The organism is Rubrivivax sp. JA1026, from assembly GCF_011065555.1.
GTDB lineage: Bacteria > Pseudomonadota > Gammaproteobacteria > Burkholderiales > Burkholderiaceae_C > Rubrivivax > Rubrivivax benzoatilyticus.
In genome coordinates, this window is record NZ_JAALCQ010000014.1 from 28959 (window position 1) to 48003 (window position 19045).

23 protein-coding genes are annotated in these 19045 nt (G+C 70.4%); 17 read left to right on the plus strand and 6 right to left on the minus strand.

Features of this window, described 5'->3' with window-relative positions; all coding sequences use genetic code 11:
- The 16 genes from G5B56_RS19510 (at position 1) to G5B56_RS19585 (ending at position 15606) form a co-directional block, all read left to right on the plus strand.
- Positions 1–1359, plus strand: coding sequence for a S49 family peptidase (locus tag G5B56_RS19510; RefSeq protein WP_164964308.1), 1359 nt, complete (start codon positions 1–3; stop codon positions 1357–1359).
- 15 nt (positions 1360–1374) lie between these two features.
- Positions 1375–1758 (plus strand): head decoration protein, encoded by a 384-nt coding sequence (locus G5B56_RS19515; protein ID WP_164964309.1) that lies wholly within the window; start codon positions 1375–1377, stop codon positions 1756–1758.
- 2 nt (positions 1759–1760) lie between these two features.
- Positions 1761–2783, plus strand: a complete 1023-nt coding sequence (locus G5B56_RS19520) for a major capsid protein (RefSeq protein ID WP_164964310.1) — start codon at positions 1761–1763, stop codon at positions 2781–2783.
- A 13-nt stretch (positions 2784–2796) separates the two neighbouring features.
- Positions 2797–3129, plus strand: coding sequence for a hypothetical protein (locus G5B56_RS19525; protein ID WP_164964311.1), 333 nt, complete (start codon positions 2797–2799; stop codon positions 3127–3129).
- The gene (locus tag G5B56_RS19530) at positions 3126–3578 is read left to right on the plus strand and encodes a hypothetical protein (protein ID WP_164964312.1); all 453 of its coding nucleotides are present in this window, start codon (positions 3126–3128) and stop codon (positions 3576–3578) included. The genes G5B56_RS19525 and G5B56_RS19530 overlap by 4 nt, the downstream gene beginning before the upstream one ends.
- A gap of 21 nt (positions 3579–3599) precedes the next feature.
- Positions 3600–4370, plus strand: a complete 771-nt coding sequence (locus G5B56_RS19535; protein WP_164964313.1) for a hypothetical protein — start codon at positions 3600–3602, stop codon at positions 4368–4370.
- Positions 4371–4458: 88 nt separating this feature from the next.
- Positions 4459–8694 carry a tape measure protein gene (locus tag G5B56_RS19540; RefSeq protein WP_164964314.1) on the plus strand — a complete coding sequence of 1412 codons (4236 nt, stop codon included), beginning with the start codon at positions 4459–4461 and terminating at the stop codon, positions 8692–8694.
- Between the two features lie 6 nt (positions 8695–8700).
- Positions 8701–9084 carry a hypothetical protein gene (locus tag G5B56_RS19545; RefSeq protein WP_164964315.1) on the plus strand — a complete coding sequence of 128 codons (384 nt, stop codon included), beginning with the start codon at positions 8701–8703 and terminating at the stop codon, positions 9082–9084.
- A 7-nt stretch (positions 9085–9091) separates the two neighbouring features.
- The gene (locus tag G5B56_RS19550) at positions 9092–10393 is read left to right on the plus strand and encodes a hypothetical protein (RefSeq protein WP_164964316.1); all 1302 of its coding nucleotides are present in this window, start codon (positions 9092–9094) and stop codon (positions 10391–10393) included.
- Positions 10394–10436: 43 nt separating this feature from the next.
- The gene (locus G5B56_RS19555) at positions 10437–11882 is read left to right on the plus strand and encodes a hypothetical protein (protein WP_164964317.1); all 1446 of its coding nucleotides are present in this window, start codon (positions 10437–10439) and stop codon (positions 11880–11882) included.
- Positions 11883–11884: 2 nt separating this feature from the next.
- Positions 11885–13126: a hypothetical protein gene (locus tag G5B56_RS19815; protein WP_206023557.1), complete on the plus strand. Its 1242-nt coding sequence runs from the start codon at positions 11885–11887 to the stop codon at positions 13124–13126.
- A gap of 73 nt (positions 13127–13199) precedes the next feature.
- Complete coding sequence (locus tag G5B56_RS19565; protein WP_164964318.1) at positions 13200–13610, plus strand: MbeD/MobD family mobilization/exclusion protein; 411 nt, start codon at positions 13200–13202, stop codon at positions 13608–13610.
- Complete coding sequence (locus G5B56_RS19570; protein ID WP_164964319.1) at positions 13607–14392, plus strand: lysozyme; 786 nt, start codon at positions 13607–13609, stop codon at positions 14390–14392. The genes G5B56_RS19565 and G5B56_RS19570 overlap by 4 nt, the downstream gene beginning before the upstream one ends.
- Entirely contained in the window at positions 14383–14904 is a 522-nt protein-coding gene (locus G5B56_RS19575; protein WP_164964320.1) for a DUF2514 family protein, read from the plus strand. Before G5B56_RS19570 ends, G5B56_RS19575 begins: the two co-directional genes overlap by 10 nt.
- Entirely contained in the window at positions 14901–15134 is a 234-nt protein-coding gene (locus G5B56_RS19580; protein WP_164964321.1) for a hypothetical protein, read from the plus strand. Before G5B56_RS19575 ends, G5B56_RS19580 begins: the two co-directional genes overlap by 4 nt.
- 61 nt (positions 15135–15195) lie before the next feature.
- Positions 15196–15606: a DUF4124 domain-containing protein gene (locus tag G5B56_RS19585; RefSeq protein WP_164964322.1), complete on the plus strand. Its 411-nt coding sequence runs from the start codon at positions 15196–15198 to the stop codon at positions 15604–15606.
- A gap of 98 nt (positions 15607–15704) precedes the next feature.
- On the opposite strand, the gene G5B56_RS19590 is transcribed toward G5B56_RS19585, so the two are convergent.
- From G5B56_RS19590 to G5B56_RS19615, 6 genes are all read right to left on the minus strand, one after another.
- Positions 15705–16004 (minus strand): hypothetical protein, encoded by a 300-nt coding sequence (locus G5B56_RS19590; RefSeq protein ID WP_164964323.1) that lies wholly within the window; start codon positions 16002–16004, stop codon positions 15705–15707.
- Positions 16004–16378 carry a hypothetical protein gene (locus G5B56_RS19595; RefSeq protein WP_164964324.1) on the minus strand — a complete coding sequence of 125 codons (375 nt, stop codon included), beginning with the start codon at positions 16376–16378 and terminating at the stop codon, positions 16004–16006. The genes G5B56_RS19590 and G5B56_RS19595 overlap by 1 nt, the downstream gene beginning before the upstream one ends.
- A 127-nt stretch (positions 16379–16505) precedes the next feature.
- The gene (locus G5B56_RS19600; RefSeq protein ID WP_164964325.1) at positions 16506–16736 is read right to left on the minus strand and encodes an XRE family transcriptional regulator; all 231 of its coding nucleotides are present in this window, start codon (positions 16734–16736) and stop codon (positions 16506–16508) included.
- Positions 16733–17095, minus strand: coding sequence for a hypothetical protein (locus tag G5B56_RS19605; RefSeq protein WP_164964326.1), 363 nt, complete (start codon positions 17093–17095; stop codon positions 16733–16735). Before G5B56_RS19605 ends, G5B56_RS19600 begins: the two co-directional genes overlap by 4 nt.
- Positions 17096–17218: 123 nt before the next feature.
- Complete coding sequence (locus G5B56_RS19610) at positions 17219–17983, minus strand: hypothetical protein (RefSeq protein WP_164964327.1); 765 nt, start codon at positions 17981–17983, stop codon at positions 17219–17221.
- 3 nt (positions 17984–17986) lie between these two features.
- A complete protein-coding gene (locus G5B56_RS19615) occupies positions 17987–18574 on the minus strand; it encodes a hypothetical protein (RefSeq protein WP_164964328.1) in 588 nt (195 codons plus the stop codon).
- A gap of 141 nt (positions 18575–18715) precedes the next feature.
- Between G5B56_RS19615 and G5B56_RS19620 the strand changes: the two genes are divergently transcribed.
- On the plus strand, positions 18716–18940 hold the full coding sequence (locus tag G5B56_RS19620; RefSeq protein WP_164964329.1) for a hypothetical protein: 225 nt from the start codon (positions 18716–18718) through the stop codon (positions 18938–18940).
- Positions 18941–19045 lie beyond the last annotated feature (105 nt).

The following is a 19045-nucleotide window of genomic DNA, read 5'->3' on the forward strand; positions in this document are numbered from 1 at the left end:
ATGAAGTACCCGCACCTCGCAGCGCAGCTTTTCAACTGCCCGCTGCTCGTCCACCCGCAGAAGCTGGACGCCATCATCGCCGGCCTCGGCCACCGCCTGCTCGGTGGTCCGGTGGTCGACGACGGCGCCGACGCCACCGCCGAGCAGCTGCCGCGCGAGCTGTTCAGCACGCGCCGCGGCGAGCGGTCGGACAACGGCTATGCCGTCACCGACGGCGTGGCGGTCATCTACGCCAGCGGCGCCCTGGTGCACCGCACGCAGTTCAAGGCCGCCGACTCCAACTACATGCTGGGCTACAACACCCTGGCCTCTCAGCTCGAGGCCGCCATGGCCGACCCCGATGTCCACGCCGTCGTGCAGATCTGGGACTCGCCGGGCGGCGAGGTGGCGGGTGCCTTCGAGTACGCCGACCGGGTGTACTCGCTACGCGGCCGCAAGCCGATGCGAGCCATCGCCGACAGCATGGCGGCGTCGGCCGCCTACCTGGGCGGCAGTGCCTTCGACGAGCTGGCGATCACGAGCACCGGCTACGCCGGGAGCATCGGCGTCGTGATGCGGCACGTGGACTGGTCCGGCGCGCTGGCGAAGGACGGCATCCGCGTCACGCACATCTTCGCTGGCGACCACAAGGTCGACGGCAACCCCTTCGGCCCGCTGCCGGCCGCCGTGGCGGCGGACCTGCAGGCCGAGATCAACGGCATCTACGACCAGTTCGTCATCGCCGTTGCGCGGCACACGGGCCTGTCGATCGAAGCGGTGCGGGCCACCCAGGCGCGCACCTACCGCGGCGAGGCCGCGCAACAGGCCGGCCTGGTGTCCCGCGTGACCACCGCCGACGCCCTGATTTCCGAGCTGGCCGCGATGCGCTCGCGGCCTCATTCCGTCGGGCAGACCGCCCGATCCACCACTGACGCCAAAGGAGCACCCTCCATGTCAGGTACCGAAAAGGGCGGTCAAGCGGCTGCCCAGGCCCCGACGTCCGAGCAGCTCGAAGCTGCCCGGGCCGAAGGCTACCAACGCGGCCTCGCCGAAGGCCGCCAGGCCGGCGCTGCGGCCGAGACCGAGCGCGTGCGCGCGGTCTTCGCCCAGGGCGAGGGCATGCAGGGCCACGCGGCCCTCGTCATGCAGCTCGCGCTGGACGGCAAGACCACCGGCGAAGGCGCCGCCGCGGCCATCCTGGCCGCCGAGCGGGCCGCCACCGCCGCCGCGGCCGCCGCCCACCGCGGCGACGCCCCGCCGGCTGCCAAGACCGCCGCCGCGGCTGCCGCCGCCGGCGACAAGGACACGCCCAAGTCGATCGCGGCTCGCGCCGTGGCCGGCCTGGCCGCGATCACCAACCGCCAGGCCTCCAAGGCCTGATAGGGAGACCCCACCATGGACAACTTCCTCGCGACCTACAAGTCCGAAGGCTTCACGCCCGACGGCCTGGTCGCCCAGAACGCCCAGCTGCTGCTGCACGAGCCGATCGTGCTGTCCAGCGGCCAGAACCTCAAGCGCGGCGCGCTGCTGGGCCAGATCACGGCGTCGGGCAAGTACAAGCTCAGCGCCTCGGCGGCGAGCGACGGCTCGCAGACGCCGGTGGCCATCCTGGCCCACGACTGCGACGCCACCGCGGCCGACGCCAACACCGTGGCCTACACCCGCGGCGACTTCCTCGCCGACGCGCTGATCCTGGGTGCCGGCCACACGGTTGCCAGCATCAAGGCCGGCCTCGCCGACCGCGGCATCTTCCTCATCACCCAGCAAGGGGGCGTCTGACCATGGACCTCTTCAGCACCGACACGCTGCTCGCCATCGTGCGGGACCTGCGCACCCCGGCCCTCGGCCTGGCGGCGCGCTTCTTCTCCTCGATCGTCGTCGACGAAAGCGAGGAGATCCACTTCGACGTGGAGAACAAGCCGCGCCGCATCAGCCCCTTCGTGTCGCCGCTGGTGGCCGGCAAGGTGGTCAAGGGGCGCGGCTTCGCCACGACGACCTTCAAGCCCGCGTACATCAAGGACAAGCGCATCTTCACGCCCAACCGCGCGCTCAAGCGCGTGATGGGCGAGACCATCGGCGGCGGCGACTACACGCCCCAGCAGCGCATGGAGATCCTGCTCGCCCAGGACCTGCAGGACCAGCTCGAGATGCTGGAGCGCCGGCTGGAGTGGATGGCCGCCAAGGTTCTCTACGACGGCAAGGTCACGATCTCCGGTGACGACTACCCCGAGGTCGTCGTCGACTTCGGCCGCGATTCGTCGCTGACCAAGGCGCTGGCCTCGGGCGTGTACTGGTCGGTGGAAACGGTCGACCCGCTGGACGACCTGGACGACTGGTCCAACGCCTCGCTGCTGCGCTCGGGCGTCGCGCTCACCGACTTCATCATGACGGCCGACGTCTGGAAGGTCTTCCGGAAGAAGCCGTCGGTGAAGGAGTACCTGGACCGCACTCGCGGCGACAGTACCCTGCGCCCGGACGCCATCCAGCGCGAGGGCCTCGTCTTCATGGGCAACGTCGCCGGCTTCAACATCTGGGTCTACAGCGGCTGGTCCGTCGACCCCAAGACGGGCAACGAGGCCGCCAACCTGCCCGCGGGCACGGTGCTGGGCGTGGCCGGCGACAACGTCGAAGGCGTGCGCCACTTCGGCGCCATCCTCGACCACGACTCGCTGCAGGCCGAGCCGTACTTCCCCAAGTCCTGGCTCGAGCAAGACCCGAGCATCCGCTACCTGCTGCTGCAGAGCGCGCCGCTGCTGGTGCCGTACCGGGTCAACGCCACCTTCCGCGCGAAGGTCATGGCCTAAGCCGCCGCCGGCCATGCTCGACGACGACTTCGACGCCCTCTACGACGAGGACTGGGCCGTGCTGTGCACGCGCTCGCGCCCCGGGGAGGACGACCAGTCCTTCCGGGGCATCCTGGCCGTGCTGGACGTCGATGCCTTCGAGGGCCACGTCGTCGCCGGCCAGCACCAGCTGCAGTACCCCACGGCCTGGGCTGACCTGGCCGAGGGCGACACGCTGCAGACGGTGCGCACCGTCGACGGCGAGCCCGTCGAAGACCCGAAAGCCTGGCGCGTGCTGGCCCAGCCCCGCCGCGTCGTGGATGGCGCGGAGTCGATCGTCTACCTGGCCCCGGACCCGACCGCATGAACAGCAACTGGTACCGCATCAGCGCCCTCGTCGCTGAGCACCTCGAGCAGCTCGCCAAGAGCCGCGGCATCGCGTGGCGGTGCAACCCGCCGCTGCCGATGTCGCTGCCCGCTGGCGCGACGCGCATGCTTTTCGTCCTGCACCGCGGTGACAGCCTGGGCCTCCAGGCGGGCCTGCGTGAGCGCCGCGTCATGCGCATCGTCGTCGGCGCGTGCGTCGCCGGCGATGTCGGCGCGGGGCTGCAGCAGGCCGACGAGGACCACTTCGCCGCGCGTGACCTCATGCGCGGCGGGCGCTTCCTGATCGACGCGATGGGCAGCGAAGAGGTGCAGTCGTGCAAGGAGGTCGAGCTCGAGCCCGACCTCAAGACCACGGTGGCGCCTGGCGCGGTGCTGATGACGGCCTTCGAGGTCACCTACAACCAAACGTACCCGAGTGCGGCCCGCTGAGGCCGCGGAAAGGAACCCACCATGGGTCTGTATGCCGGCGATCTCCGTATCGCCTTCGAGAGCGAGGCCGGGCAGAAGCTCGGCTTCAGCCCGATCATCCCCACCGACAGCTTCAAGCTGAACACCCCGTCCGAGCTGAAGCAGAAGCTGGCCAAGACGCGCGACGGCTACAACCAGCCCGTCTTCGCCTTGCCGCAGGCGCAGCAGTCGTCCATCGGCTTCAAGCTGCTGGGCAACTCCCTGACGGCCTTCCGCCTCCAGTGGATCGCCGCGCAGACGGCGCTGAGCCAGACCGCTGGCACCGTGGATGCCGATGACGGCCGCATCACCCTGGCCAAGGGCCTGGCGGGCCGGCTGCCGCATCGCGCCGTGTCCAACGTCGTGCTGGCGCCCATGACCGGCAGCACCACCTACCAAGAGGGGGTCGACTACCGCGTCGTCAACCCGCGTCTGGGGCTGATCGAGGCTATCCCCGGCAGCACGCTGGCCACGGCCGTGGACGCGGCCGACGAAGACACCGGCCTCATCCTCAAGACCGCGTACAGCTATGGTGCCGTGGCCGGCACCACGCTGGAGGCCGGCAAGAAGCCCGCGCTGTACGGCGAGATCCTGTTCGACGGCGTCGAGCTCGCCACGCAGAAGGACGTCACGGCCCGTGTGCCGCGCGTGCTGCTGCGGGCCAACGGCGAGGTGGATCTGCTGTCCTCGGACGTCGTCGAGGTCGACATCGTCGGCACGCCGATGCTCGTGCCGGGCGAGACCGCGCCGTACTACGTCGATTTCCTGAGCTGAGCTCAGGCTCCGCGCCCCACCCGGGCGCTCTCCCCACCGGGCGGCCGTCGTGCCGCCCGGTCTCGTTTCAGCCTCCAGCGCTGCCGACATGACCGACCCACGCATCCGCTACGACATCCTCGCCAATGCCGAAGGCGAGCAGGACGTGCTGGGCCTGGCCGCGGCGCTGGAGAAGGTCGACGACTCGCTCGACCCCACGGTCGCCGCACGCGCCCAGAAGCTCGCCACCGAGCTGCGCGAGCTGGGCCAGCAGAAGGCCGCCGTCGACACCTTCGTCACGCTCAAGCGCGAGACCGAAGGAGCCAAGAGAGCCCTGGACCAGGCGCAGGCTGCTGCACAGCAGCTGGGCCGGGAGCTGGCCGCCACCGAAGCGCCCACGCGTGCCCAGACCGGCCAGATGGCCAAGCTGCGCGACGCAGTGCAGTCGGCCAAGGAGAAGCTGCAGCAGAAGACCCAGCAGCTCGACGTGTCGCGCGCCGCGCTCACGCAGATGGGCCTGTCCACCGAACAGGTGGCCGCCAAAGAGCGCGAGCTGCGTGATGCACTGCAGTCCGCCCGCACCGAGGTCGCCAACTTCGCCAAGGCCGCGCAGAGCGGCGCCGGGCTGAAGACGCTGTCCAGCGAGGCCGACACCGCGGTCAAGGCCATACGGTCGCTGGACGCCGCGTCCGAAGGCTTCCGGCGTGACCTGGGCGAGACAGCCGCCGCGCTGAAGCAGGTCGACCAGTCGCTCGACCCTGCGGTGGCCACGCGTGCCCAAAAGCTCACCAACGAGTTGCGCGAGCTGGGCGCCCAGAAAGGCGCGCTCGACACCTTCGTCGGCCTCAAGCGCGAGACGCAAGAGGCCAAGGTGGCGCTCGACCAGGCGCAAGCGGCAGCGCAGAAGCTGGGCCGTGAGCTGGCCGGCGTGGCCACGCCGACGCAGTCGCAGGCCGCGGCGATGCAGAAGCTGCGCGACGCCGTCCAGGCCGCGAAGGAGCAGCTGCAGCAGAAGACCCAGCAGCTCGACGTGTCGCGCGCCGCGCTCACGCAGATGGGCGTGTCCACCGAGCAGGTGGCCGGCAAGGAACGCCAGCTCCGCGACGCGCTGCAGGGCGTGCGCACCGAGGTATCGCAGCTCGGCCAGCAGGCCCAGGCGATCACCGGCTTCAAGGCGCTGGCCGCCGAGACCGACACCGCGGCCAAGCGCTTCCGCGAGGCCGATGCGGCCGTTGAGGCCTTCCGCCGCGAGCTGGGCGATACCAACGACATCACCACGCTGCAGCAGCGCCAGCTGCAGCGCCTCAGCGAGGCCGCCCGCCAGGCGCAGATCGCCTTCCAGCAGGCCGCCCAGACGCAGGCTCAGGCCGCCACCGCGCTGCGCCAGCAGGGCATCGACACCGACCGGCTGGTGACCGCTCAGAGCCGCCTGCCGTCGCAGCTCACCGCCACGGCCGCCGCCGCGCGTGCGGCCGCCGCTGGCCACCGCGAGCAGTCCGCTGCGGCCTCGACGCTGTCGACCACCATGTCGCAGCTCACGGGCCAGCTGCGCACGCTCCAGAACATCGCGCTCGCCGCCACCGGCGGCACCATCATCGGCTCGCTGGCCGCAGACGTCGGCGAGACGGCCGACGCCTACAGCAACCTGGCGGCACGCATCAAGATCGCGACGGGCGCCAGCGGCGACTTCGAGGCTGCCTTCTCGGGTGTCTTCGACATCGCGCAGCGCACCGGCGTCGCTGTGGAGAGCGTGGGCGGCCTGGTCGTCAAGCTGCTCCAGAACGGCCGCGAGATGAACCTCGCCCAGGCCGACGCCCTGCAGCTCGCCGAGACCGTCTCGCAAGCCCTGCAGATCAGCGGCGCCAGCGCCCAGGAGGCCGGCGCCAGCGTCACCCAGTTCGCGCAGGCCATCGCCTCGGGCCGGCTGCAGGGCGACGAGCTGCGGTCGCTGCTGGAAAACGCGCCCCGCCTGGCCAAGGCGCTGGCCGACGGCCTGGGCGTCAGCATCGGCCAGCTGCGCGAGCTGGGCTCGGCCGGTGCGCTCACCGCGCAGCAGGTCGTGGCCGCCCTGCAGGGCCAGTCGGCCGCGCTGCAGGCCGAGTTCGACCAGCTGCCGCCCACCGTGGGGCGTGCGCTGGAGCGGTTGTCGAACGAGTGGATCCGCTACGTCGGCGAGGTCGACAAAGCCAACGGCATCAGCAGCGCCGCAGCGTCGGCCATCGGCCTGCTGGCGGAGAACTTGGAGACCCTGGGCACGCTGCTCTGGGCCGCCGGCAAGGCCGCTGCCGCGTACACCGCGCTGCGCCTGGCGGGCGCGTTCCTCGAAACGGCCACGGCCGCGCGTGCGGCCACCGTGGCCGTGGCGGCCAACACCACGGCCACCATCGCCAACGCCGCAGCCCAGCAAGGGGCGGCGGCTGCCGCCGGTGCCAGTGCCGCGGCCGCGGGCCGGCTGGCCGGCGTGCTGTCTACGCTCAAGACCCTGTCGCTCATCGGCGTCGTCACCAACCTCGAGACGATTGGCACTGCCCTCGGCGAGGGCATCGCCAAGCTGCAGGGCTACGACCAAGCGCTTGAAGACCTCGAGCGGTCGATGAAGGCCGACGAGGCCGCCGCGCGTGCCAATGCCGCCGCACAGGCCGAGCTGGCCCAGCAGGCGCAGCGGGCGGCCGATGCGTCCTTCGGGCTCTCCGCCGAGGCCAAGAAGATCGTCGCCGACTTCGACGGCATGCGGGCCAAGGGTGACAGCGTCGCCGAGGCAATGGGCAAGGTGGCCAAGTCGCTGGACCTGAGCGATGTCTCCGGTATCCAGACCGCCATCACCGCGCTGGACGCGCTGGAGGTCAAGGGCAAGGTCACGGGCGACCAGATCCGCGTGTCGCTGGCCGGTGCGCTGAAGGGCGTCGATCTCGTCGGCTTCCAGACCCTGGCGCTGGCGGCGTTCGACGGCAGCGAGCAGGGCGCGCGGCGCCTGGCGGTGGCCATCGACGCCATTGCTCAGGAGTCTCTGCAGCGTGCCGGCACCTCGCTCCAAGAGCTGCAGACGGGCTTCAGCGCTGCATCGACCAGCGCCATCAATGACGTCGACGTGCTCGCCCAGACGCTGGAAAAGATGGGCAACACCAGCGCCGAAGCCGGCAACGCCTTGGCGCGGGCGATCGACAAGGCCACCGAGGCGGCCAAAACCGAGAAGACGCTGAAGGCCGTCGAGGACCGCATCAAGAGCTTCGGCAAGGAAGGCAAGCTCGCCGGCGAGCAGGTCGCCGAGGCGCTGACCAAGGTGCAGAAGAAGGCCGACGAGCTGAAGCCCGGCATCAACGGCCTGAGCGAGGCGCTGCGCACCTTCGGGCTCAAGACCCGCGCCGAGCTGACCCAGACCGCCGACCAGTACGCGGCCGCGTGGAAGCAGATCAAGGGCAGCACGGAGGTCTCGCTGTCCGACCAGATCAAGGCCTTCCAGCAGTACCGCGACGCGGCCATCGCCGCGAACAAGGGCATCGAGCCTTACCAGGTGGCGCTGGAGCGCAAGATCCTCGAGAGCAAGGCGGCGGTGGCCGGGCTTGGGGATGCGTTCAAGAGCGCGATGGACAAAGCCGGCGCGGCCACGCAGGGCCTGACGGACAAGCTCAGCGAGGCGCAGAAGGCCTACGACGAGCTGCTCAAGTCCGACCCCTCCCGCCTGGTTGGCGGCGATGGATTGGCGGGCTTCGGCGACGACGGCCGCAATGCCGGTGTCGTGTCCAACAACGGCGGCACGGCGAGCGGTGGCAGTACGAACGCCGGCGGCGACGTCAGCTATGACAAGAACGGCTTCGCCATCGTCGGCGGCCAGCGCTTCACCGGCAGCGTGAATTTCCCGCCCCCGCCTGGCGAGGGCTGGACCTTCGTCGGCGACTCGCGCACTGGCGATGGCGTCAGCCCCGAGGCGGCCCTGCGCGGCAACTACACCGGCGGCAGCAGCCGCGTGGCGATCGTCGGGGTGGGCTACTGGACGCGCGACCCGAGCGTGTACTCCGCGCGGCGCCCGCTGGGGACCCCCGAGCCGGGCACCAGCGTTGGGCGTGTCGGCTGGACGCCGGCCAAGAGCGGCAGCGGCAGCGGCGGCAAGAAGCCTGACATGCGCATCCCGGAGCAGGGTGGCGTCGGCTCGGGGGGCATGCTGCCTCCCGACCCCGCGCCGTCCACGCCGAGCCCCACGCCCAGCCCGGCCCCTGCGCCGTCCCGCACGGTGCGCGTGGAGCTTGTGGTCGGCGGCGGGCAGATGTACGCCGGATATTTCGAGGAAGACGTCGCCGCGGGCTTCCTGGGCGCGCTCGAGCAGGCCAAGCGGTCTGCGGGAGGCTGATGAGGCATGGACACGACGCTGACCTACTTGTCGACGAGCGTGACTTTCACCGGGGACGTGTCCTGGCAGGACGAGTACGCGTACCAGCCGGTCGAGGCCGAGCTCTCCTACAGCATCACCGGGCGCCCGGTGGTCGAGGCCGTGCGCAAGACCGGCCGCCCGATGACCCTGGTGACGAACATCTGGCTCACGCACGAGCAGCTGTCGCAGCTCATGGCGCTGTCTCGGGTGCCGGCTGCGCGCATGACGCTCGATTACCGCGGCGAGCAGCACACGGTGCTTTTCATGCCGAAGGTCGTTCCCGTCGAGGCCGTCCCCGCGTATGGGTATTCCGACGACCCCGAGGCGGATTATTTTGACGTGACCCTGCGATTCCTGAAGGTGGAATGAAATGCCGATGACTGCGGACGACCTCTATTTCTTTCGCGCCGCGGCCGATGGGTCGATGAGCAGTAGCGGCGTGCAAGACGGCGTCGAGAACAATCTGTTCCTCGACCTGTCGCCGTCGGACTCCTACAACCCCTCGGGCGGTGGCAGCGCACGGCTGTACGTCGCGGCCATGACTCCCTCGCAGGAGCTGTTCGATCGGCCGTACCTGGGCATCCGGTCCGTGCCCCAGAATCCGGCGGTCGAGGTGATTCTCAAAGGCGCAAATATCAGCGCCGCCCCGCCGAGCGAAACCATCATTCTCAACGGCTCGCTTTCGGGGACCGTTTTCACGACGGATAGCCAAACGCGAAGCGCGTACGACGTGCCCGTCGTGGTGCCTGTCGGCTCGGTCGTGGAATATGTTTCGACCTACGGGAAATACCGCCGTCGTTACGTCGTGTCGGGGTATACCGGAGAAAACCCCTCACTGTGGAATCCGCTGCCCAGCGTGCCGGTACCGCCGGGCAGCAATGCCGGGTCGCTGACGCTGATCACGCGGCTGGAGGGCTTCGCCGCCGCGGTGACGACCACCGCCGGCGTGGCCGCCGGCGCGACCAGCGTTCCCGTCACGCCGCCGCGGCTGCGCGCCCAGGCCATGAGCCTGTCGTCGCCGCTGTACGTGCCGACCCTTTTCCGCTACGACCGAGTCGCGATCCAGCACCCCACCGACGACGCCGTGTGGGAGACGCGGCTGCTCACCGACGTGCTGCCCCACACCGGCACGCTCGTCTTCGACTCGCCGCTGGCCAACACCTACCCCGCGGGCGCCGTCATCTCGTCCATCGTCGCTCCGCTGCAGCGCCCGGGAACCGCGGCGACGCGGCTGCTCGCGCTGGTCGAGACGGTGCCGTACACGCTGCAGACTTGGGCCCGCAACTGGTCGCCGCCGCCGGCCGGCACGCTGTCGCCGGCGGCCAAGTACACGGGGCTGATCCCTCTGGTCAACGATGGCGCGGTGACCGAAGAGTGGGCTCTGGTCTTCCGCAACTCGACGACCTTCGAGGTCGTGGGGCAGCGCCTGGGAACGGTGGCTGTCGGCAACATCGAGAACGATTTCAGCCCGCTCAATCCGGCCACGAACCAGCCCTATTTCACGATGCTCGCCTCGGGCTGGAGCCAGGGGTGGCTGACGGGGTACGCGGTGCGCTTCCGCACGTCGGGGGCCTCGGCGTACGTCGACGCCCTGCGCTACGCGTCGCCCGATCTCGTCGCCGGCGACGAGGACACGGACAACGCCCGCTTCTTCGTCGCGGGGGAAGTCGATGGCTGAAGTCGTGCGCCGCAGCCTCGGCACGGCCTGGGGGCGCGGGCGCATGCTGCGCCGCAGCTTGGCCGTCGCGTGGGGCGTCGCGACGTACCTCCGCAGCACTGGCGGCAGCGAGTACATCCCCCGCGATCCGCCGGCCACCGGCACGCCGGTGGACCCCGAGCCGCCGGAGGTGCCGCGTCTGCCTGACGGCGTCGTGTACGAGGCGGCGCACGAGGCCTCCGTGATCGACCTGCGCGACGACACGCTCATCGAGCTGGCGTCGCTCACGATCTCCACCGACGAGGACTCCGCGTACTGGACGCTGCAGGCTCAGGCCGGCGACGAGGTCTTCCGCCGGCTCACGTCCGGCGAGCAGCCGGCGCAGCTGCTGGTCACGCTGGACGGCGTGGCCTGGCGCTTCGCCGTCGACACCGTGACCCGCTCGCGCAGCCTGCCCAAGACCCAGGCGTCGATCGTGGGCCGCAGCGTGACGATCGCGGCCGGCTCCCCGTATCAGCCGGTGCGGCAGTGGTCGTGCGACACCTTCAGCACCGCGGCGCAGATCGCGGCCTACGCGATGGTCTACACCGGCGTCGAGGTGGATTGGCGCGTCGAGGACTGGGACATCCCGGCCACCGCATTCTCCCTGAGCGGCTCGCCGATCGACGTCGTCCGGCGCCTGGCCGCGACGATCGAAGCCATCGTCGAGAGCGACCCCGTCGAGCCCAAGCTCATCGTGCGGCCGCGGTACGCCGTGCTGACGCCGAAGTGGCCCGCCGTCGCGCCGGACGCCGAGGTGTCGGTGCACGCTGTCTTGGTCGACTCGCTCGAGCGGGCGGACCAGCCGTCTTACGACGGCGTGTACCTCGCGGGCCAGCAGAGCGGCGTGCTCGGCTTCTGCCGCTGGGCGGGCACGACGGGCTCGGTGCAGCACCCCCTCGTGACCGACCAGCTGCTCACAGGCCAGCCGGCGATCAGGCAGCGCGGCACGGTGATCCTGTGCCGCTCCGGGGCGCAGGCCAACATCCAGATGCAGCTGCCGCTGCTCGTCGGGCCGGGGCGCCCGGGGCTGCTGCGCGTGGGCCAGATCGTCCGCGTCGTCGATGACCCGGACGGCCCCTGGGTGGGCCGCGTGCGCCGCGTGTCGGTCGCGGCCAACTTGCCCAAGATCCGGCAGACCGTGGTGCTCGAGCGGCACCTGGGCCTGCCGCCGGGCGTGTACGGCCCCGGCGCGACGGCGCGGCCGCTGCTGGTGGCCTCGGCCGACGACATCGACTTGGACCTGGGCTACGAAGTGCTGGAGCCGCTGGCCGAGCGATTCGGCGGCGGCCGGCCGCCCTTCGTCGTCACGCTGCGCTCCGGCAGCCTGCCGCCCGGCCTGTCGATCGTCGGCAGCGAGCTCGTCGGCACGCCCACTGCGGTCGGCGAGTACGGCGGGATCGTGCTGCGCTGCGTGGACGCCGAGTACCGGCAGATCGACGCGCCGGCATTCACCATTCGCGTGATCTGATCATGAGCAGCAATCTCTTTGTCCGCCTGAAGCAAATACTGCCGGACGCCCCGGTGCTGCTGGGCCGTGTCGTCGAGCACAATGCAGACGCCACCAGCACGATTGAATTGCCGCTGGGTCTGACCCCGTTCGGTTATTCGGGCGGCCTGGTGTCCGGCGGTCGCATTCGTGCGCGCGGCACGACCGTTCCCGTCGGCTCCAATGCGTTTGTGCGTAATGGCGTGGTCGAAACGCAGGCGCCCGACGGCGACCCGATCGAGCACGTGATTGGCGAGGTCATCGAAACGCCCGTGATTCTCGAATTCGTGGGCGAGATCCCAAACATCACAGCGATCGCCGGCTCCCAGGTGGCGTTCGACGTGTCGTCGTTCTGGGACGGCGGCATCGGCGACATCGAGTATTCCGTCGCGTCAGGAGAACTGCCCTGGTGGGCGGTGCTCGACGGGTCCGTCATCCGCGGCACGGCCTCGATGGGCGACGTGGTCGAGCTGTCGCTGCAGGCGCGCGACGTGGTCGCGTCGATCGCGCGCAGCAACGTCTTCAAGATCACGATCGCGGCCGAGGCGCTCATCGGCGTGCTGGCGTCCACGACGTTCGACTACAACGACCTGCGCAACGAGGGCACGCTGCCGGGCCCCTTCACCGTGGTCGGCGGCGAGATCGAGCGTGTGGCGCCTTGGGACGACGAGGCGCTGCACCTGCGGCTGTCGACGTCGGGCGGCAGCGCGGCGACGCTCCTGCCGCCTCCGATCCCGACGGGGTCGTATTTCTCGCAGGAGACCAACGTCAGGACCATGCTGAGGGTCAAGGTGCTGGACCCTGGCAGCGGCGCAGACGGGCGCGCCGTCGGCTATCTCATGACGCCGCAGATCCTGGCCCGGTCTTACCTCGTCATTCGCGCAGAAGGCACAAGCACGCTGTACCTCGAAGCCGTGTCTATCGAGGAAGGCGAGACGGTCACGCAGCGCATCTGGACTTTTGCGGTCGGCCAGCAGGTGTCAATCCGCATAACGCGCACCGTGTTCCCCGGGGCTATTACGACGTCGTTCTACATCAACGGTGAATTCGCACATTCCTCGTCGACCGGCGATATCGAAATGCCGACGCTCATCGCAATTGACGACCTGGGCGGATTCTGGCTGACCAGTTCGGAGTCTGCGCCACCCGCGGCTGGCGGCAGCGAAACGTCGAAGGTCGTCGTGGTCGACGACTACGAGGTCTCGCTCTCGTCGATCATCGCGTAGCGCGCCCAGCGCACAGCACAGCATCACCAACCGCCCGACCGCCGCCGGGCGGCCGGGCCATTGAAAGGCCCTCATGACCAATCCCCTGCCCGCCTCGGGCGAAACCGGCGGCTGGATCGCCGCTGCCCTCGCAGGCCTCGGCGGCGCCGTCTTCGCGCTTCGCAAGCTGCGCATCGCGTGGAAGAGCGACTCCGTGACGATCGCCCAGACCGACGCGCAGCGCGCCCACGTCGAGCTGCTGCACACCGAGCTGGAGCGCATGGCCACGCAGAACGCCGCGCTCGCCGACGAAGTCAACGAGTTGCAGCGCCAGGTGCTCGAGCTCAACGGCCAGGTGCGCCAGCTCAGCGCCGAGCGCCGGGCCCTCAGCGACGAATGCCAGCTGCTGCTGGCGCAGATCTCGATGCTGCGCTCTGCCCTGCAGAGCGTCACCCCGTCCACCCAGCAGGCGCTGCCCCTGGCGCCGAGAGGAGACCAGCTGTGACCAGTGCACCCCTGGCAGTACTTCTGCCCAACCCAGACCTGCCGTGGCCCATCGTGTGGGCTGGTGTCGTGCTCATCGCCGAACGCGAAGGCAACTCCCTCGTCGCGTACCAGTGCGAAGCCGGGGTCTGGACCTGCGGCCGCGGCGAGACCGAGGGCGTCACGCCGGCAACGCGCTGGACGCAGGACTACGCCGACAAGCGCTTCTGCGACTCGCTGCGCGAGGTGACGCAGGCCGTGCTGATCGCCTGCACCCGCACGCCCACGCCGCACCAGCTGGCGGCCATGGTGAGCCTGGCCTACAACATCGGCCCGGCGGCGTTCCGCGGGTCGACGGTGCTCAAGGCGCACAACCGCGGCGACGCGGACGCCGCGGCGCGGGCCTTCAAGCTGTGGAACAAGGTGCGCGACCCGCAGACCGGCAAGCTGCGCCCCAGCCGAGGCCTCACGTCGCGCCGTGCGGCCGAAGAGGCGCTGTATCTGCAGCCCGAGCCCGGCGCTCCGCAGCAGCCATCGGTGCAGGCCGTGGCGCCCGAGTCGTCGCTGGCCAGCAGCCCCATCGGCCAGGCGGCAGCCGTCACCGGCGCCGCCGGCGTCGTGCAGCTGGTGGCCCAGGCCGGCGACCAGGTGTCGGCCGTGGGCGGCACCGTCACCGCGGTGCGCAGCGTCCTCGTCGACGGCCTCGGCCTGCCGCCCGAGTACCTGCTGCCCGTCGTGCTGATCGCCGCGGCCGGCGTGGGGCTCTGGTGGCGCTGGCGCCAGCGGAGGGACGGGTGGGCGTGATCGCGGCGCTGCTTCGCGCCATCCCCCTCTGGGCCTGGGCCGTGGCCGCGGCGCTGGCCTGGGGCGGACTGCAGCGCTACCGCGCCCACGCCGCCGGCGCCGAGCTGCTGCAGCAGCAGGCGCAGACCGCGCAGCAGCGCGAGCAGGCCCTCACCGGCGCCCTGGTCGAGACCGGGCGCCGCCTCAACGTCCAGGCCAAGGAGATCGACCGTGCGAAACAAGAGACCGAGCGCCAGCGCCTGGCGCGTGCTGCTGCTGATGCCGCTGCTGACGAGCTGCGCGCTGCTGTCGACGCGCGGGTCGCCGCCGCAGCCAGTGCCGCCGCCGCTGATCCCGCCGCTGCCGGCGGATGCGCGGCAGCCGTCGACGCCGCCCGAGTGCTCGCCGAGCTGCACCGAGCGGCTGACGAGCGAGCGGGTGCGTACGCGCGCATCGCTGACGAGCGCGGCGCGGCCGGCGCCCGCTGCGAGCGGCTCTACGACTCGCTGACGCCGCCGGGAGGCCCGCCATGACCGAGATCTGCAGCGTCAGCCTGGCCACCGGCCGGGTGCTCTCCATCCCCGGGCAGCGATGGACGGCCGATCCGCCGCCGTCCGTCGCCCGGCTGCGCCGCGACGTGCTGGCGCAGATGCTGGCCGTCGATCAGCTGCTGCGTGAGCTGGCGCTACAGGCCCGCCGGCTGCCGCCGCCCGAGCTGCCGGGCGACTGCGTGTGCAGGCTGGGCGATACCGCCTACGCGTAGGCCCAGCGGGGGATTGCGGCGCGCCGGCGCCAGCGCAAAATCGCGGCCGGGAGGTCCCGACATGCGCTTCGTCCCCTTGCTCCTGATCGCCGCCGCGGCCCTCGCGGTGGCCACCGCCCAGGCCCAGACCGTCTACAAGTGCACCAAGCCCGACGGGTCGGTGGGCTTTCAGGACTACCCGTGTGAGGCCGGGCAGAAGGGCGGCCAGATCGTCGTGCCGCCCATCAACAGCTTCGAGCCCTTCCCCGCGTTGATCGAGCGCATGGCCGCCAACGCCGCCGGCGCCGGCACCATGAACGATTGGGAACGCGTCCAGGTCTACGGCGTGCCGCAGCGCACCAACACCGACATCATCAACGGCGTGACGTACGAGCAGCACGTCTACCGCGGCTCCGACGGCACGCGCTACATCTACAGCCGCAACGGGCGCGTCGTCGGCGAGCAGTACCGGCCCCGGGAGGGTCGGCGCTGAATCGCCGCGGCAAGGCCTGTTTCCGCCGCGCTGGCGCGCGCACGCGCGCATGCGTGTAGGGTGGTAGCCAAAAGCGGCCCGCGCGCCTGTGGCGCGCTCTATTCCGTCTGAGGGATCAGCTTCGCGGCAATCGGTTTCGGCAGCCACGGCGCCAGCGGCTCGGGCGGCATGCCCAGCAGGATGACGGCGCAGCACAGCAGGCCCGACGCCGACATCGGCATGGCTCGATCGCCGGCCTCCCACTGCTGAAATGTGCGCAGCGCGGCGCCGCCGCACAGCTCGGCGGCCTGGCTCTGGGTGAGCCCGCAGCGCGACCGAATGTCGCGCAACTGCTCCGGGGTCATGCGGATGGGCCAGCCATCGGCAGACCCCGGCTTGCGGCCGGGGTGGTTGGTCATCAGTCGGCCTCGACGACCCGCGAGAATCGGCCGTCTTCGTCGCGCTGCTCGATGTAGTCCTGGCTGTACCCGCCCTGCCGGTTGGCGCCCGCGCTCTGACGCTGCATGGCCGATTCCGCCTCGCGCAGCGTGTAATGGCTGCTGACGACGCCGGCTCCGGGACGCACGACGCGGAAAGCAAGGCCGTCGTCGGCCTCGACGACGTAGCCGTTGTCCGTCGCCCAGTTCGCCGCAGCGCTGTACGCATTGGCCTGGAATCCCCACGGCTTGGTCTGCGTCGTGTGCAGCTCGACGCCGGCTACGTCCTTGACGATCGCGACGTGACCGAAATTGCGGCCGACGTTACGGACCGCGATCGTGACTTGCTTGCTCATCATCGTCTCCCGCCCACTTGCCCCGGGGCCCGGGATCGCAGCACCGTGCTGCGATGTCCAAATAATACGCTCATTGAGCGTATTCACAACCCCCTAAGTTCTGGGGACTGCTGCGCCTGTGGCGGATTTAACGCGGTCGCGGCAGCATCGAAAAACCGGGGTGCTGGCCAGTCTTCAGCAGGTACAGCTCCCACTTCGCCAGGTCCCGCATGCCCGGGCCCGACTCGCGCTCGGCCTCGGCCCAGCGCGAGTGCGCGCCGTAGTGCACCAGCGCTGCCGCCTGGGCCAGGGTGTGGCCGGCGGCCTCACGGGCGGCACGGACGGCCGCCGGCGTGGGCTGTGGAAGGGCTGCGGTCATCGCACCCGGCACGCCAGGTCGAGCACCTTGCCGCGCTGCGTCCAGACGGCCAGCCGGCAGCGGCCGGGCAGGGCGGCCCGGTCCATCTGCCGCTTGTCGATCGCGATCGAAAACGGCGACGCGCTGCCGTCCTCGAAAACGACGTCGACGCAGCCGGCGGCCTGGATCGACGGCTCGATCGTGGCCCGCTTGCCGGTGCGCATTTCGACCAGCAAGTGCTCGGCCGCCTCCGGCACCAGCAGCCGCCAAGTGCCAGCGTTGGCCGAGAGGAAGCAGAAGCCCGCCGAGGCGTGCTCGCTGTCCCAGTAGTTCGTCGCCTTGAGGTCGGCGCCGGCGTTCTCGATCGTGAAGAGGTTCATGGGGTCGAAGCTGCCTGTTCGGCAGTTGATGTGGCTCGAAAGCAGGAGAGCATTTCCTGAGCTGCCTGTTCGGCAGTGGTTGCCACGTTCAGGCCTGGGGGCTCATGGTGTTGATCCTCCGCTTCAGACCGGGATGCGGCGGGCAAGGAACTCGTCCTTGGCCTTGATGTGCTCGTCGGCCACGAAGCGCGCGCGCTTCGCCTGCTCCTCGGCAACCTGGAGAACCTTCTGCGCCGCGGCCAGATCGCGCTGCAGGCGCTCGATGTCGGCTTTCGCGCGGGCGACCGCGTCCTGGGCCTTGCGGGCCTCGGCGTTGCGCTCGTTGCGGCAGGTCGCGCGCTCGGCCTCACGGGCGCGCCGGCGCGCCTCGCGAGCGATCGTCGGGTACTCGAGGCCGTGCGCCGTGAACCAAGCCAGCATCTGCTCGCTGTCCTCCAGCGCGATCGGCGACCAGTGATCGCGGGTCGGCGTGTCCGCGAACAGCAGGCGCATCGGCCGGCCGGCGCGGTCGCCGTCGCGGCTCTTCGGCCAGCGGACGAAGGGCGTGTCGATGATGGCCTCGACGATGGCCTGAGCGACGTCGTCGTCGGTGATGTCCTCGTCGCCCACGCGGTACAGCTCGCAGCGAATCTCGACCTCGGCGGCGTCGACCTCGACCTCGGCGGCAGCCTCGTCGGGATCATCGCCATCATCGGCGGCCCGCTGGCGCGCGGCGGCGATCAGTTCGGGCAGGAGATCATCGTCGATCCAGCCCTGCTGCAGCTCGCGCTCCTTCTCCGCGGCGGCCTCGGCCTCGGCCAGGGCGCTGAACGTTCCGACTTCCGCGGTGCCGCCGTTGTAGTGGACCCGGGCGCTGTAGCTCGTGCGGATGTGCTGGAGGTTGCTCATGGCTCAGACCTCCGCCAACAGCTTGTCGATCTCGGCCAGGCGCGCCATCAGGCGAACGCGTTCTTCGGACAGCGCCGCGCGGTCGATCACCGGGGCTTCCGGCTCGACCGTCACCGACACGACGCCGTCGGGCAGATCCGACGTCAGGCGGTCGACCCACACAGCGGGCACGTCGCGCAGCAGGATCGTGGCGCCCTTGCTGCTCACGACCGTCTTCCAGTTCTTCATCGAGCCGCCGCTGTTGAAGCCGCCTTCGAGCACCACCACGCCGTCGCCGAGCGTGGCGCCGGTGTCGCGGCCCAGGGCCTTGGCGACCTCGCGGCCCGCCACGCGGATCGGGGCGTTGTGCTCGCCGTAGTCGGCCTCGAAGACGACACGCAGCGTGACGACCGGGCCCGCGGCCGGAGAGCCGTCGGTGCCGTAGTGCTGCAGGCAGATCTCGCAGACGCGGGCATCGTCGCGGATGTCGAAGACCCAGGCCGGTGCTTGCCAGCGGCCGCCAAGGCGCTTGGCGGCAGCCACGAAGGCAGGCAGGTAGGGGGAGATGACGCGGATGGCGTTGGCGTCGCGGAGAACTTGGATCGTCTTCATTTTTCGCACTCCCGTGCTGGTTGAGGGGTGCCGGCTTCCCGCCGGCGGTATCGCGTGCTGCGATGGAATGAATGTACGCTATCCGTACACAAATGCAAGCCCCCTAAGGCATGGGGTGTGTAGCGTGTGTACGCTGTCGAGATGACGACCGAGAAGCACCTCTACAACTGGATGCTGCCCGACCCGCGCCGGCCGGGGCGCATGTACCGCAGCCGTTGGAAGATGACCGAGGAGACCGCCCAGGGCTACCCGGGCGCGGTGCGCATCGACGACTCGCTCGAGATCCGCCGGGGCATCGACAGGTCGCACCGCACGAGCGACTTCATGGCGCCGTCGCCGCCGTCGGATGACGACGCGCCTGCGTGACTTTTGCGTGAGTGCTGGATGCGCCCGTAGGCGCTCCAGTGCACGACGTCGGGAGTGTGGGCGCCCTAAGTCGTTGATTTATGGTCCGCTGGCGCGATCTGGCCG